Below are 14,336 nucleotides of genomic sequence, written 5' to 3'. Positions count from 1 at the left end.
CATGAACACCTATCTGCGCCCGGCATTGAGCCTGGCCTTGTTGATGACCCTGGTCACCGGCGCGTTGTACCCCTTGGCGGTAACCGGCATAGCCCAGGTCGCGTTTCCCGAGCAGGCCAACGGCAGCCTGGTGCGTGACGACCATGGCCAGGTGCGTGGCTCGGCATTGATCGCCCAGGACTTCCAGGGTGATGGCTGGTTTCACTCGCGTCCGTCGGCCGGTGCCTATGCCACCGTGGCCAGCAGTGCGAGCAATCTTTCCCCCAGCAATCCGGCATTGGCCGAACGGGTGAAAGGGGAGGCGGCAGCGCTCTACCAACCTGGGCAGGGGGGCGTACCCCAGGCGTTGCTGACCACCTCGGGCAGCGGCCTGGACCCGCACCTGCCGCCTGAGGCCGTGGCCTACCAGATCGCGCGCGTGGCGGCAGCCCGGCAGATGTCAGTCGAGCGCTTGCAAGCCTTGGTGGAAGAGGCCACCCTGCAGCCACTGATCGGCCCCCCTGTGGTCAATGTGCTGGCCCTGAACCGGGCGCTTGGCAGTATTGGTCACTGACTCAAGGCCGGTTACCAGCAAAGGCCTGTGGGGGCGGGTTTGCCCGCGAAGGGTGCGGTGAGCTCACCGACGTATTCGCGGGTGAACCCGTTCCTGCACGTGCCATGCCGATCTTGCGGCCCGTGTTTTCTGCACAGCAGATGAAGGATGACTCATGAGTGATTCCGCCCGCGCAGACGCGCTGTTGGCCAACCTGCCGCGTGAAGGGCGCGGCAGGCTCAAGGTGTTTCTCGGTGCCGCGCCTGGGGTGGGCAAGACCTACGCCATGCTGCAAGCCGCTCACGCCCAGCAACGCCAAGGCGTGCAGGTGCTGGCCGGGGTGGTCGAGACCCATGGCCGGGCCGAGACCGAAGCCTTGCTCGGCGGCATGCTCCAGCAACCCTTGCTGCGCAGCGAGTACCGTGGCGTCACGTTGGAGGAAATGGACCTCGACGGACTGCTCAAGGCATCCCCGTCCTTGGCCCTGGTCGATGAGCTGGCCCACACCAATGCGCCTGGCAGCCGCCACGCCAAGCGCTGGCAGGATGTGCAGGAACTGTTGGCCGCCGGGATCGACGTCTACACCACGGTCAACGTCCAGCACCTGGAAAGCCTGAATGACAAAGTGCGTGACATCACCGGCGTGCAGGTGCGCGAGACCTTGCCCGACTGGGTACTGCAGGAGGCCTTCGAGCTGGTGCTGATCGACCTGCCGCCCCGCGACCTGCTCGCCCGTCTGCGTGAGGGCAAGGTGTATGTGCCCGAGCAGGCGCGGGCGGCCATCGATGCCTACTTCTCCCAGACCAACCTCACGGCCCTGCGCGAACTGGCCATGCAGACGGCGGCTGCGCAGGTGGATGCCGACCTGGCCCACGGCTACCGCCAGCGTGGCCAGGAGGCACCGGCCTTGCGTGGGCGTTTGCTGGTCGGGGTCGACGGTGACGATCAGGCCGAGCGTCTGGTGCGCCATGCCTGTCGGGTGGCCCAGCGCCGACACCTGCCCTGGAGCCTGGTGCATGTGGACAATGGCCGGTTGCTCGACGAAACCGCCCGTCATCGCCTGCAGGCTGCGCAGCAGCTTGCCGAGCGGCTGGGAGGCGAAGTGGTGGTGTTGCGGGCCAGGGAGGTGGCGCGCACGCTGATCCAGCATGCTGCCGAACGCAGGGCCAGTCTGGTGCTGGTCGGGCAGTCGCGTGATCGCCTGCGGCGGCGCTTGTTCGGCGCCGGGGTGGCGGCTCGGTTGCTGCGTGAAAGCCATGGGTTGGAAGTCAACGTGCTCGACCGCGATGCCCAACCCGCCACACCCAGCATGTCGGTCAAGCGCGTTTGGGTGTGGCGCCATTATCTGCTGGCCGTGCTGGCGACTGCGTTGGCGGCAAGTCTGTCCTGGGCGGTGGCCGGCGTGTTGGCATTGCCCAATATTTCCTTGGTGTTCCTGGCCGCGGTGTTGCTGGTGGCCGTACGCAGCAGCCTTGGGCCAGCCCTGGCCTGTGCGGCGTTGTCGTTCCTGACCTACGACTTTCTGTTCATACCGCCGAACTTCTCCTTCACCATCCAGCGCGAGGAAGACGTGCTGACGCTGGTGTTCTTCCTGCTGATGGCCGCCCTGACCGGCAATCTCGCAGCGCGGCAACGCCAGCAGTTGCAGGCCCTGCGCGAGACTCAGGCGCAGACCAGCCAGTTGCTCGACCTTTCTCGACGGTTGACCGTGGCTACCGACCGTCAGGCGGTATTCAATGCAGCGGGCCAGCATTTGAACGGTTTGCAGGACATGCAGGTATGCCTGCTCGAGCGCAATGCAGAGGGCCTGTTGCATCGGGTCAGTGGCGAGGCGCAAGCCCTCACCGACAACGAACGGGCCGCTGCCGAGTGGGCCTGGCAACACGGCCAGGCTGCCGGCCATGGCAGCGATACCTTGCCCCATGGGCGCTGGTGGTGGTGGCCGTTGGCGGTTGATGAGCAGCCGCTGGCGCTGCTTGGCGTGCGGCCGCACTCCGGCGAGCCGCTCAGCGCCCAGCGCCGTCGCCTGCTGATGGCCTTGGGGCAACCTTTGGCCCAGGCCCTGGCCCGGGCGCGGCTGGCCGAGCAACTGGAAGCGGCGCGCCTGCATGGCGAAACCGAGCAGTTGCGCAGTGCCTTGCTGGCATCGGTATCCCATGACCTGCGTACACCGCTGACCGCCATGCGCGGCAGCATCGACAGCCTGCTGGCATTGGGCGAGGCCATTGCGCCCGCTGATCGGCGTGAGTTGCTCGAAGGCACGCGCAACGAGGCCGAACGCCTGGACCGTTACATCCAGAACCTGCTCGACATGACCCGCCTGGGCCATGGTGGGCTGAAGCTTGCTCGCGACTGGGTGGCACCGGCGGACATCGTCGGCAGTGCGCTGAACCGCCTGCGCGCCGTGCTGGCGCCGTTGCGCGTGCACACCGAGGTGCCGGCCGCGTTGCCCTTGTTGTTCGTGCATGCGGCATTGATCGAACAGGCCCTGGTCAATGTGCTGGAGAACGCCGCCCGCTTTTCGCCGGCGCAGGGACGGCTGGAACTGGAGGTGTCCGTGCACGACCAGCAACTGCACTTCGCGGTAAGCGACCAGGGGCCTGGCATTCCGGTGGCGGAGCGGGACAAGATCTTCGACATGTTCTACACCGCTGCCCGGGGGGATCGGGGCGGGCAGGGCACGGGGCTTGGGTTGGCCATCTGCCAAGGCATGGTCGGCGCCCACGGCGGGCAAATCCTGGTCAGCGAAGGCATCGATGGCCAGGGCACCTGCATCACATTATGCTTGCCGCTGCCCGATCAACCTGAAGCCGAAAGCGAAGCCCCATGAGCCAGCACGCGACCCTCCTGGTCATCGACGACGAACCGCAGATCCGCAAGTTTCTGCGCATCAGCCTGGCATCCCAGGGGTACAAGGTGATCGAGGCCGCCACAGGTGCCGAGGGCCTGACGCAGGCCGCCCTGGCCAAGCCGGACTTGGTGGTGCTCGACCTTGGTTTGCCAGACATGGACGGCCAGCACGTGCTGCGTGAGCTGCGTGAGTGGAGCTCGGTGCCGGTAATGGTGTTGTCGGTGCGCGCCAGTGAAGTTCAGAAAGTGGATGCGCTCGATGGTGGTGCCAACGACTATGTGACCAAGCCCTTCGGTATCCAGGAGTTCCTGGCACGCATCCGCGCCCTGCTGCGTCAGGCGCCACAGGCCAGTGGCGGGGAGGCATTGGCGAGCTTCGGGCCGTTGACGGTCGACTTTGCCTTTCGCAAGGTGACCCTGGACGGTGTCGAGGTGGCGCTGACCCGCAAGGAATATGCGCTGCTGGCGCAACTGGCCGGGCATCCTGGGCGGGTGATCACCCAGCAGCAGTTGCTCAAGGATATCTGGGGGCCGACCCATGTGGACGATACCCACTACCTGCGGATCGTGGTGGGGCACCTGCGGCAGAAACTGGGCGATGACCCGACGGCGCCGAGGTTCATCATTACCGAGGCGGGGGTGGGGTATCGGTTGGTGGCGCCGGCTGGATAAGCCCAGGGTGCTGGCGCATCGCGAGCAAGGCTCGCTCCTACAGCGGTTCGCGGCGGCTGCACACCTTACGGACCCAGATCAGACGTAGGAGCGAGCCTTGCTCGCGATGCGCCGCGCAGGCGGCGCTTGTCCATCATTGCTGCACCTCGCGCGCACCCACTGGAGCACCACCCCCCAGAGCCTTGTACAACGCCACAAGGCCCAGGCGTAACTGGTTGTCACTGTCCACCACATCTCGGCGCGCCTGCAGATAGTTGCGTTGGGCGTCGAGCGCTACCAGAAAGTCAGTCAGTCCACCGGCATAGCGTGCCTTGGCCATGTCATAGGCTTGCCCGGCGCTGCCCAGGCGTGCCTTGAGCTGGTCGTTGCGCTGGCGTTCGGCGCCATAACTGCTCAGCGCATCATCCACCTCCTGCCAGGCCTTGAGTACCGTCTGCTGGTAGTTGACCGCTGCCTGCTGTTGTTCGAGCGTGCGCAAAGTGACTTGAGCGCGGCGCCGACCATTGTCGAAAATCGGCACGCTCAAGCTCGGCCCTACCGCCCACTGGCGGCTGCCCCAGTCAGAAAACTTGCCGCTTTCGAACGAGGAATACCCAAAGCTGGCACCCAGGCGGATGCTTGGATACAACTCGGCGACCGCCACCCCTATGTTGGCCGTTGCCGCGTGAAGCTGGGCTTCGGCGGCGCGGATATCCGGGCGTTTGCGCGCCACGTCCGAGGGCAGCCCAGGGCTCAGGTCGGGTAGGGTGGGAGGCGTGGCTGTAGGTAGCAGCAACTGAGCCTGCAGTTCGCCCGGTTGCGCGCCGACCAGCACGCCCAGTTGGTTGATGGCCTGGGTCTGCGCCGCCTGCAGTGAGGGCAGGGTGGCACTCAGTTGTTCGAGTTGAGCGCGTTGACGGACCAGGTCGAAATCGTCGACCAGGCCGCCGTCGGCGCGGGCTTTCACCAGTTCGAGCGACTCCTCGGTGGCTCGCAGGTCTTGCTCGGTGACGCCGATCAACTGTTGCACCCTACGCAATTCGAAATACCCGCGCGCCACTTCGCTGGCCACCACCAGCCGTGCCTGCTCAAGCAAAGCGCGCTGCTGCTCGACACGGGCGTCCGCGGCCTCGACGGAGCGGCGTACCCGGCCCCAGAAATCGACCTCCCAGGATGCGTCGAAGCCTGCTTCATAAAGGGTGAATGGTTGCGCCAGGGCCTTGGTCAGCTCGTCGCTGTTGCCCGGTGCGAAGCTGTCGATCATCTTCGCGCTGGCACCGCGCTCACTCTGACGCTGGCGCTGGATGTCGGCCCTGCCGTCGACGTTCACGCCACGCTGCGCCGCGACCATCTGCCGTTGCATGCGCGCTTGTGCAAAGCGCAGGGCGGCGTTGGTCAGGTCCGGACTGGCGGCAATGGCGCGCCGCTGCAGGTAGTTCAGCGTCGGGTCGGCAAACTGGGTCCACCATTGCGTCGCAATGGCCTGGTTGGCCGAGCGCGTGTTCAGGAGCGTGGGGTCACCGCTATGGGCCGCGTGCCAGTCGCTTGGGGTAACCGGCTGCGGCGCTTGGTAGTCAGGCCCGACCGCGCTGCAGGCCATCAGGGCCAGTAGCAACGGCGTGAGGCAAAAGGCGTTGAGCGGCGACGACATTGCAGCCTCCGGTTAAGCGAGTCGATTGCGGAACAGCCAGGCAGACAGCGGCAGAGTGACGGCGGCTACGGCGAGCATGGGGACCAGGTCGTGTGCCACGTCGAACAGGCTGACGCCTTCGAGATAAATGCGTTGAATCAGGTCGATGGCAAAGCGCAGGGGATTGATCCAGGTGGCCAGTTGCATGGCGTCGGGCATGTTGCGCACCGGCGTGGCCAGGCCCGACAGCAGCATGATCGGCATGATCAGCACGAAGGTATAGAGCATGGCCTGCTGCATGTTCAGCGATATGGCCGAAATCGACATGCCCAGGCCGACGCTGGAGATCATGAACACCAGCAGGCCTCCGTACAGGTCGAGCAGGGAGCCGGCCATGGGAATGCGGAACCAGAACAGCGCCATCAATAGCACCAACGAGGCTTGCACCAGGCCGATGAGAATGGGCGGTATGGCTTTGCCGATCATGATCTCCATCGGCGAGTAGGGGGTGACCAGCAATTGGTCGAACGTGCCCTGCTCACGTTCGCGCGCCACCGACAAGGCGGTGAGCACCAGTGTCTGCAGCATGCTCAGCGAAGCAATCAACGCCGGAATGAGCGGCCAACGGGTTTCCAGGTTGGGGTTGTACCAGGCGCGGGTAACCACGTTGATCGGTGCTTGCGCCAGACCGCGTTCTCGGTTGAAGTCGTTCACGATGCTGGCAAGGCCCGCTGCGGCGGAGCCTGCGGTGGTCGAGTTACGGCCGTCGAGTATCACCTGCAGCGGTGCGGTTTCTCCTCGGGTAAGGCGGGCCTCGAAATCAGGTGGGATGTGCACCACCAGCAATGCCTCTTGCGCATCGATCACCTCGGCGATGTCGCGGCTGGAGTTGAGGGTCTGCACGCGGTGGAAGATGCCGCTGCCGTCCAGGCGGCTGGCCAGGCGCTGGGACGACTCGCTGTGGCTATGGTCGAGCAGTGCGTAGGGCACGTCGTTGAGATCGAAGGTCACGGCATAGCCGAACAGCAGGCTCTGCATGAGCACCGGTGCGATCAGTACGATGCGGTTTGCCGGGTCTTTGAAAATCACCAGTAGTTCCTTGCGCCACAGGTTGACCAGGCGACGCAGCAGTTCCAGGAACGTGGCCATGTCAATCGAGCCTCTTGCGCGTGGCCAGGCGCGCCAGCCCCAGCAAGGCCACGGCGTAACCGGTGAGAATCAAGCTGTTGCGCAGGATCAATGGCCAGAAGTCGCCGGCCAGGAACAGCGACTTCACCACTTGCATGAAGTAGGTGGCGGGCAGCAGGTTTCCGACTACCTGCACGGCGGTGGGTACGTTGCGCAGGTCGAAGATGAAGCCTGAAAGCATCATCGCCGGCAGGAAGCTGACGAGCAGGGAAATCTGGCTGGCCAGGAACTGGTTCTTGGTGACCGCCGAAATCAGCAGGCCGATCCCCAGTGCCACGAGCAGGTACAGCATCGAGCAGATCACCAGCGCCCACAGCGAACCATACATCGGCACATCGAATAGAAAACGCGCTGCCAGCAGGCACAACCCCAGTCCGATCAGGCCGACGACGAAGCAGGGAATGACCTTGGCCAGGAGAATCTCCGCAGCCCGCACGGGCGTCACGAACAACGCTTCCAGGGTGCCGCGCTCCCATTCGCGGGCCATCACCAGCGCGGTGAGAAAAGCCCCCACCAGCGTCATGATCAATACGATCAACCCCGGCACGAGGTACCAGGTACTGGTGTTGGCGGCATTGAACCACATGCGTTGCTCGATCTGCACTCCACCAGCCTGCAAGCCGCCGTTGCGCGAACTCTGCTTCTGGCCCCACAAGGCCAGGGCCTGGTTCAGGTAGTTGCTGACCCCCGAAGCACGCGTCGCGTCTGAGCCTTGTACCAGCACCAGTACCTGGGCGTCGCCCGCCTGCAGGCGACGGCTGAAATCGCCCGGCAGGTACACCAGGGCATCGACTTCACGCGAAGCCAGCCATTGCCTGCCTTGCTCGAAGGACTTCACAGGCCGCGGTTCCAGGTAGGCCGAATGGCTGATGCTGGCCAGCAGGTCGTGGGCTTGCGGCGCAGGGTCATCCTGCACCACCGCGACCACGCTGTGACGCACGTCCAGCGACAGTCCGTAGCCGAAGATGAGAATCAGCACGATGGGCAAGCCAATGCCGATCAACAGATTGCTTTTGTCACGCAGCATCTGCCGCACTTCCTTGCGGGTCAGTGACACCAGTCGGCGGCAGAAGGCACCGAGCGTCGCGGTGCTCATGCCGGCGTCACCTGCTGTTGCTGGCGCTCCTGCTCGACGATGGCGATGAAGGCCTGTTCCATGTTCAGCGTGCTGCCCTTACCTGCGGCCTGCTCGCGGACTTCCTGCGGCGTGCCCATGGCGATCAGCTTGCCAGCGTCCTGGATGACGATGCGGTCGCAGTACTCCGCCTCTTCCATGAAGTGGGTGGTGATGATGATCGTGGTGCCGGCAGCCGCCAGTGCTGTGATGCGTTGCCAGAAACCTCGGCGGGCGAGGGGGTCGGCGCCGCTGGTGGGCTCGTCGAGAAAGAGGATTTCCGGCTCGTGGAGCAGGCCCACGGCCATGGCCAGGCGTTGCTTGAAGCCGCCGGGCAGTTGGCCGCTGGGGTCGCTCTCGTGTCCGGACAAGTCGAATTGCTGGGCGACTTCGTCCATGCGCCGCTGCAACTGCTTGCCGGGCAACCCATAGGCGCCGCCGAAGAACTCAAGGTTCTCGCGGACCGAGAGGTTGCCGTACAGGGAGAATTTCTGCGACACATAGCCCACCCGGCGGCGAGCCTTCGCCCGTGCATGGCGCAGATTGACGCCGGCCACCTGCAGGCTGCCCGACGAGGCGGGCAGCAGGCCGCAGAGCATGCGGAAGGTGGTGGTCTTGCCAGCGCCATTGGGCCCCAGCAGGCCGAAGATCTCACCCCGGCGCACACTGAAACTGGTGCTGGCCACGGCGGTGAAGTCGCCGAACGTGCGCACCAGGTCCTTCACTTCGATGGCCGGTTCGCTGCTGTGTGGGTCGCTCGGGGCACTGGTCTTGAGTGTTTCCATGTCGACGTGCTCGGCATCGCTGCGTGCACGCAGCAGGAACATGAAGCCATCTTCCAGCCTGGCCTCCACCGGGCGTACCGGAGCGCCGCCCAGCAGCGTGTCGAGTGTCTGCTGGTCGGCATCAGGCTGGCGCATGAAACGCACCTCACCCGATTGCGGCACCGCATCGATGATGGTGTGCGTGTTGCCCAGCAGACGGGCCTGCAGGGTGCGCGCCGGCTGCCCGGCGGGCGGTGTGGCGAGGTAGCAAAGGCCATCGGCGTGGCGGCGGATGTCCTGTGGCATGCCTTGGGCCAGCAGTTCACCCTGGTGCAGCATGTACACTTCCGAGCAGCGCTCGGCTTCGTCCAGGTAGGAGGTGCTGAGCAGTACGCTGAGGTTCTCTTCCCGCACCAGTTGCTGGACGATCTCCCACAGTTCACGACGTGACAGCGGGTCGACCCCCACGGTCGGCTCATCCAGCAACAGCAGTTGCGGCGACCGCACCAGGGTGCAGGCCAGGCCGAGCTTCTGCTTCATGCCACCAGACAGCTTGCCTGCTGGCCGGCGAGTGAAGTGCGTCAGGTCGGTCATCGCCAGTAGCCGCTCGAAGCGCTGCCGACGCAGGTTGGCGCCTACGCCATGGAGGTCGGCGTAGAGGTCGAGGTTCTCCTGTACGCTCAGGTCTTCATACAAGCCAAAGCGCTGCGGCATATAGCTGATCAGGTCCTGGACCTTCTGCGGGTGCGCCTTGACGTCGACGCCGAGCACGTTCAACTCCCCGCTATCGGCTTGCAACAGCCCCGCGACCAGGCGCAGGAATGTGGTTTTACCGGCGCCATCGGGCCCGACCAGGGCGGTGAGGGTGCCTTTGCGCAGTGTCAGGTCCAAGCCGTGCAATGCCTGGACGGCCTGCCCCGATGCCTTGACCAGGAACCGCCTGGCAACAGCCTTGGCCTCGATGACCAACTCCATTACCGGGCCTTCCCGTCGTTCACCAGGTCCGCCTGGGCAAATCGAACGGTTGCCGGCATTCCCAGGCGCAGGCGGTTGTCCTTATCGTCGACGATGATGCGCACCTCGTACACCAGCGCGGTGCGTAGCTCGGCGGTTTGCACGGCCTTGGGCGTGAATTCGGCAACGTCGGAAATGAACCCGACCTGCCCCTGCACGGGAGCGTCCGGGTGGCTGTCGGTCGTGACCCTGGCGGGCAGGCCCGGTCGGATGTGGCCCAGTTGCGACTCATTGATATAGGCCCGTACCCACTTTGGCGTGGTAATGGCCAGGGCATACACCGCCCGTTGCGGCGAGGCCATGTCGCCTGGTTCGAGCATGCGCGAGCGGACGGTGGCATCCTGCGGTGCACGCAGTTCGGTTTCGTCGAGGTTGTGCTGCAGCAGTGCCAGTTGCGCGCGGGCGCTTTGCAGCTGGGCCTCGGCCTGGGCGATGTCTTCGGCCCGGGGGCCAATCCTGGCCAGACGCAGGGCCTTCTGGCTGTCCTCCCACTGGGCCTGGCGCACCTTCAGTTGCGCGGCGGCATTGTCCAGGTCCTGTTGGCTCACGGCCCGTCCGCCGCTGCTGTTGGCGCGGATGGTTTGCAAGCGGCGCAACTGGGTGGCGGCGAGGTCGACCTGGGCCTTGCTGGCTGCTGCCTGGGCACTGGCGCGGTCGATGTCCTCGGGTCGGCTGCCATTGCGCAGGCGCAGGACGTTGGCCTGCTGGACGGCGACCTGGGCGTTGGCCTGGTCGATCTGCAGCTTCAACGCACGGCTATCGAGGGTAGCCAGCACCTGCCCGGCCTTGACGGTGTCGCCTTCCTCCACGCGCATTTCGCCGATGCGCTCGCTGCCGGTGAATGCCAGCGAGACCTGGCGGATATCGACGTTGCCATAGAGCACCAGGTCGCCCCCCTGGTCGCCCCGGGTGTGCACGTAGTACCACGCCCCAAAGCCCACCAGCGTTGCCGCCAACAGGGCGATGACGAGCTTTTTCTGCATGATGACGACCTGTGATCGATCACTGACATGGAGCAAGCATAGTCACAGAATTCAAATTAGAATTTGATTTGAGACAACACCACGAGTGCCTGGCATGAGCCGCGAACCAGCCCCTTCCAGTAAGCCGCGTGGGCGCCGCCCGGATGGCGACATCACCCGGCAGCGCATCCTCGATGCCGCCGGCCAGCTGATTGCCGAACGTGGCTATGCCGAGGCGACCAGCAAGGCCATTTGCGCCCTGGCGCAGTGCAACCTGGCCGCGGTGAACTACCACTTCGGCAGTCGCGAGGGCCTCTACCGCGCAGTACTCAAGGAGATGCACCAACACCTGATCAGCTTGGAGCAGTTGCAGCAACTGGCCTGCAGCGACCGCCCAGCCCGTGAACGCTTGGTCGACCTGATCAGGGCACTGACCCTCAACGTCATCAACGGCAAACGGTGGCAAGCCCGGTTGTGGAGCCGCGAGTTACTGACCCCGTCGCCGTATGTGAGCGAGTTGATCGCAGAAGAGGCGATGCCCAAGTCGCGACTGGTATTGAGCCTGCTGGGTGAGCTCACGGGTAAGCCCGTGGAGGACCCGGCATTGCTGCGCTGTCTGTTCAGCGTCATCGCACCGGTGATGATGTTGCAGGTGATCAGCCGCGACATCACGACACCGCTATCGGGATTGTTCGAACAGTCGGAAGAGGCGTTGGCAGAACACTTGGTGCGGTTCGCCCTGGCAGGGCTCGATGCGGTGATGTAGTCCTGATTTTTGCATATTAGGTTAGCACTAAAATCAATTTCATTAATTTCTAGGTGCTCGATAAAGTGTCCCGGCATCAGGTGGCATGCCACCTGGCCTTTCCAGGATTGCTTTGAAGGAGCACAGGATGTCCAGCCGTCGCCGTCTATCGTTGTTGCTTGTAGCCTCATTGCTGGCCACCCAGGCCATCGCCGCCGAGCGCCTGACCCTGCGTGTCGGCGACCAGAAAGGCAACATGCGTGCCCAGTTGGAAGCGGCAGACGCCTTGCGCGATGTGCCTTACGACATTCAGTGGGCCGAGTTTCCCGCAGCTGCGCCGCTCGCTGAAGCACTGAATGCTGGCGCTATCGATGCCGGCATCATCGGCGATGCGCCGTTGTTGTTCGTGCTGGCATCAGGTGCGCCAGTCAAAGCGATCGCCGTGGACAAGTCCGACCCTTACGGCAGGGCGCTGCTGGTGCGCCCTGACGCGCCGCTGCACAGCGCGGCGGACCTCAAGGGCAAGCGCATCGCCACCGGCCGTGGTTCCATCGGCCATCACCTGGCACTCAAGGCGCTGGACCAGGTCGGGCTGACGGAGAAGGACGTGGAGTTCCGTTTCCTGGGACCGGTCGATGCCAAGATTGCCCTTGCCAATGGTTCGGTGGACGCCTGGTCGACGTGGGAGCCCTATACGGCCCTGTCCGAACTTAACGGGCAAGGCAGGGTGCTGGTCAACGGCAGAGGGCTGTCCACCGGCAACAGTTTCCTCGCGGCCACCGACAAGGCTCTCGAAGACCCTGCACGCCGCACGGCGTTGCAGGACTATCTTGCCCGTCTGGCTGGTGCCCAGGTCTGGGCCAACCAGCATCTGGACACCTATTCCAGGACGCTTTCCGCCATCATCGGCTTCCCCGTGGAAGCGGCGCGACTGCAGTTCGAACGTCGCCAACTTCGCTGGCAGGCGATCGACGGCGAGACCATCGCTGAGCAACAGGAAACCGCGGACTTCTACCAAGCCCATGGCCTGATGAGCGAGCGCCTGGAGGTAGCGCCGACCTTCGCTTCGGGTTTCAGCGTACCCGCCACCGACCCTCTGACTGCCCAACACTGATTCCGGAGAATCTTCATGGCATATCCCAAACGCCTGCGCCATCTTGCGCTGGGCCTGTTGATCGGCGGCGTGCTACCGTCCCTGGCCAGCGCCGAGCAGACCCTGCGTATCGGTTACCAGAAGTCCTCGACCCTGCTGACCCTGCTCAAGGCACGCGGCACCCTCGAACAACGCCTGCAGGCTGAGGGTATACGAGTCAGCTGGCACGAGTTCCCCAGCGGCTTGCCGCTGCTCGAAGCGTTGAACCTGGGTAACGTCGACCTTTCTGCAGATGTGGCCGACACCGTTCCCGTGTTCACCCAGGCCGCTGGTGCGCAACTGACGTACTTTGCCCGGGAGGCGCCGTCGCCGGCGGCCCAGGCCATCCTGGTGCCGGCCAACTCGCCGCTCAAGACCCTTGCCGACCTCAAGGGCAAGCGCGTGGCGGTGACCAAGGCCGCTGGCAGCCACTACCTGCTGATCCAGGCGCTGGCCAAGGCGGGACTGAGCTTCAAGGACATCAGCCCGGCCTACCTGATTCCCGCCGACGGACGCGCAGCTTTCGAAAACGGCAAGGTCGACGCTTGGGTAACCTGGGATCCCTACGTGGCCAGTGCCCAGCGTCAGCAGCACGCGCGAATTCTCGCCGATGGCACCGAACTGGCTAGTTACCAGCGTTACTACCTGGCTGGCAGTGAATACGCCAAGGCGCACCCGCAGGTGCTGGATCAGGTGTACCAGGCGCTGCGTGAAATTGGCGGTTGGACCAAGGCCAACCCGGCCGCCGCAGCCCGGGTGCTGGGGCCACTGTGGGGTAATCTGGACAGCGTCACGGTGCAGCAGGCCAATGCTCGGCGCAGCTATGACGTGCAGCCGGTGAAACTGGACAACCTGGCCGAGCAACAGCGAATAGCCGATGCATTCTACCGCGAAGGCCTGCTGCCGAAGGCCGTGGATGCGCGAGCGGTAACCGTGTTCGAGCCAGGGGCCGCTCATCTGAAGAATTGACTCGGCGTCGTGCCGAACTGGCGCTTGAACATGCTGGCGAAGGCGCTTGGGCTGTCATAGCCGAGCGTCCCCGCGACGTCGATGATCCGCTCACCGAGAGCGATCCGCTCCAGGGCTTGCATCAGCCGCGCTTGTTGGCGCCATTGGCCGAAGGTCATGCCGGTTTCCTTGCGGAACAGACGCTGGATGGTTTTTTCATCCACCCCAAGGTGAAGACCCCAGTCTGCCACCGTCGAGTTGTCCTCGGGGCGCTCGTGCAGTGCCGAGCAGATGACCTGAAGACGCTTGTCGCCGGGCTGCTGCAGCTTCAACGGCAGGGTTGGCAGCACGCTGATCTCGTCGAGGATCAGGTGCACGATCCGTGATTCGCGTGAGTCCTCGGCGTAGGGGCCGGTGAAGTCCACCGAGGCCTTGATCAGTTCGCTCAGCAGCGGCGAGATACTGATGGCCTTGCTCTGTGATGGCAGGTTCGCTGCTGCGTCCGGGCGCACGAACACGCTGCGCATCTTCACATCGCCCACGCAGCGGATCGCGTGTTCCTGGCCACAGGGCATCCATACGCCGCGACTCGGCGGCACGGTCCAGCGCTCGGACCGCGACTGCACGATCATCAGGCCCTTGATGGCATAGATCAGCTGATGCTTGGCATGGGAGTGGGGTGCGATGAACCAGTCCGGTGGGTAGTCCGTGGCACGGCTGCCCACCTCCCAGGTCCATTCGTCGACCTCCACCAGCATTTGCTCCATCGGCTTGATCAGTGCCATCGTGCGCCTCCTAGGTGTTCC

12 protein-coding genes are annotated in these 14,336 nt (G+C 64.6%); 6 read left to right on the top strand and 6 right to left on the bottom strand.

The window, feature by feature from the left end; genetic code table 11:
• Position 1 precedes the first annotated feature (1 nt).
• The 3 genes from kdpC (at position 2) to VXM67_RS18020 (ending at position 4,054) form a co-directional block, all read left to right on the top strand.
• Entirely contained in the window at positions 2–553 is a 552-nt protein-coding gene (gene kdpC / locus VXM67_RS18030; RefSeq protein ID WP_023381326.1) for a potassium-transporting ATPase subunit KdpC, read from the top strand.
• Between the two features lie 154 nt (positions 554–707).
• On the top strand, positions 708–3,362 hold the full coding sequence (locus VXM67_RS18025) for a DUF4118 domain-containing protein (RefSeq protein WP_367237255.1): 2,655 nt from the start codon (positions 708–710) through the stop codon (positions 3,360–3,362).
• On the top strand, positions 3,359–4,054 hold the full coding sequence (locus VXM67_RS18020; protein WP_023381324.1) for a response regulator: 696 nt from the start codon (positions 3,359–3,361) through the stop codon (positions 4,052–4,054). Before VXM67_RS18025 ends, VXM67_RS18020 begins: the two co-directional genes overlap by 4 nt.
• Positions 4,055–4,187: 133 nt before the next feature.
• Here VXM67_RS18020 and VXM67_RS18015 read toward each other — a convergent pair whose 3' ends face one another.
• Genes VXM67_RS18015 through VXM67_RS17995 form a run of 5 tightly spaced genes read right to left on the bottom strand, consistent with a single transcriptional unit; the run spans position 4,188 to position 10,726 of the window.
• Positions 4,188–5,684: an efflux transporter outer membrane subunit gene (locus VXM67_RS18015; protein WP_367237254.1), complete on the bottom strand. Its 1,497-nt coding sequence runs from the start codon at positions 5,682–5,684 to the stop codon at positions 4,188–4,190.
• A gap of 12 nt (positions 5,685–5,696) precedes the next feature.
• On the bottom strand, positions 5,697–6,812 hold the full coding sequence (locus VXM67_RS18010; protein ID WP_023381322.1) for an ABC transporter permease: 1,116 nt from the start codon (positions 6,810–6,812) through the stop codon (positions 5,697–5,699).
• Position 6,813: 1 nt separating this feature from the next.
• Entirely contained in the window at positions 6,814–7,947 is a 1,134-nt protein-coding gene (locus VXM67_RS18005) for an ABC transporter permease (protein ID WP_104883463.1), read from the bottom strand.
• Positions 7,944–9,704 carry an ATP-binding cassette domain-containing protein gene (locus VXM67_RS18000; RefSeq protein WP_023381320.1) on the bottom strand — a complete coding sequence of 587 codons (1,761 nt, stop codon included), beginning with the start codon at positions 9,702–9,704 and terminating at the stop codon, positions 7,944–7,946. Before VXM67_RS18000 ends, VXM67_RS18005 begins: the two co-directional genes overlap by 4 nt.
• Positions 9,704–10,726: an efflux RND transporter periplasmic adaptor subunit gene (locus VXM67_RS17995; protein WP_023381319.1), complete on the bottom strand. Its 1,023-nt coding sequence runs from the start codon at positions 10,724–10,726 to the stop codon at positions 9,704–9,706. The genes VXM67_RS18000 and VXM67_RS17995 overlap by 1 nt, the downstream gene beginning before the upstream one ends.
• Positions 10,727–10,820: 94 nt before the next feature.
• Here VXM67_RS17995 and VXM67_RS17990 point away from each other — a divergent pair, with 94 nt between their 5' ends.
• The 3 genes from VXM67_RS17990 to VXM67_RS17980 all read left to right on the top strand — a co-directional run bounded on the left by VXM67_RS17990 (position 10,821) and on the right by VXM67_RS17980 (position 13,551).
• Complete coding sequence (locus VXM67_RS17990; protein ID WP_023381318.1) at positions 10,821–11,471, top strand: TetR/AcrR family transcriptional regulator; 651 nt, start codon at positions 10,821–10,823, stop codon at positions 11,469–11,471.
• A gap of 127 nt (positions 11,472–11,598) precedes the next feature.
• The gene (locus VXM67_RS17985) at positions 11,599–12,564 is read left to right on the top strand and encodes an ABC transporter substrate-binding protein (protein ID WP_367237253.1); all 966 of its coding nucleotides are present in this window, start codon (positions 11,599–11,601) and stop codon (positions 12,562–12,564) included.
• A 15-nt stretch (positions 12,565–12,579) separates the two neighbouring features.
• The gene (locus VXM67_RS17980; RefSeq protein ID WP_023381316.1) at positions 12,580–13,551 is read left to right on the top strand and encodes an aliphatic sulfonate ABC transporter substrate-binding protein; all 972 of its coding nucleotides are present in this window, start codon (positions 12,580–12,582) and stop codon (positions 13,549–13,551) included.
• On the opposite strand, the gene VXM67_RS17975 is transcribed toward VXM67_RS17980, so the two are convergent.
• Positions 13,536–14,309 carry a helix-turn-helix transcriptional regulator gene (locus VXM67_RS17975; protein ID WP_027908192.1) on the bottom strand — a complete coding sequence of 258 codons (774 nt, stop codon included), beginning with the start codon at positions 14,307–14,309 and terminating at the stop codon, positions 13,536–13,538. The genes VXM67_RS17980 and VXM67_RS17975 overlap by 16 nt on opposite strands.
• Positions 14,310–14,336: the final 27 nt, after the last annotated feature.

It is taken from the genome of Pseudomonas sp. Rh2, from assembly GCF_040762985.1.
Lineage (GTDB): Bacteria > Pseudomonadota > Gammaproteobacteria > Pseudomonadales > Pseudomonadaceae > Aquipseudomonas > Aquipseudomonas taiwanensis.
The sequence above is the reverse complement of the archived record's forward strand: the minus strand, read 5'-3'. Positions and strand labels throughout refer to the sequence as shown.

Coding starts and splice junctions, on each gene's coding strand:
- kdpC (WP_023381326.1), top strand. CDS start 2: ATGAACACCTATCTGCGCCCGGCATTGAGCCTGGCCTTGTTGATGACC.
- VXM67_RS18025 (WP_367237255.1), top strand. CDS start 708: ATGAGTGATTCCGCCCGCGCAGACGCGCTGTTGGCCAACCTGCCGCGT.
- VXM67_RS18020 (WP_023381324.1), top strand. CDS start 3,359: ATGAGCCAGCACGCGACCCTCCTGGTCATCGACGACGAACCGCAGATC.
- VXM67_RS18015 (WP_367237254.1), bottom strand. CDS start 5,684: ATGTCGTCGCCGCTCAACGCCTTTTGCCTCACGCCGTTGCTACTGGCC.
- VXM67_RS18010 (WP_023381322.1), bottom strand. CDS start 6,812: ATGGCCACGTTCCTGGAACTGCTGCGTCGCCTGGTCAACCTGTGGCGC.
- VXM67_RS18005 (WP_104883463.1), bottom strand. CDS start 7,947: ATGAGCACCGCGACGCTCGGTGCCTTCTGCCGCCGACTGGTGTCACTG.
- VXM67_RS18000 (WP_023381320.1), bottom strand. CDS start 9,704: ATGGAGTTGGTCATCGAGGCCAAGGCTGTTGCCAGGCGGTTCCTGGTC.
- VXM67_RS17995 (WP_023381319.1), bottom strand. CDS start 10,726: ATGCAGAAAAAGCTCGTCATCGCCCTGTTGGCGGCAACGCTGGTGGGC.
- VXM67_RS17990 (WP_023381318.1), top strand. CDS start 10,821: ATGAGCCGCGAACCAGCCCCTTCCAGTAAGCCGCGTGGGCGCCGCCCG.
- VXM67_RS17985 (WP_367237253.1), top strand. CDS start 11,599: ATGTCCAGCCGTCGCCGTCTATCGTTGTTGCTTGTAGCCTCATTGCTG.
- VXM67_RS17980 (WP_023381316.1), top strand. CDS start 12,580: ATGGCATATCCCAAACGCCTGCGCCATCTTGCGCTGGGCCTGTTGATC.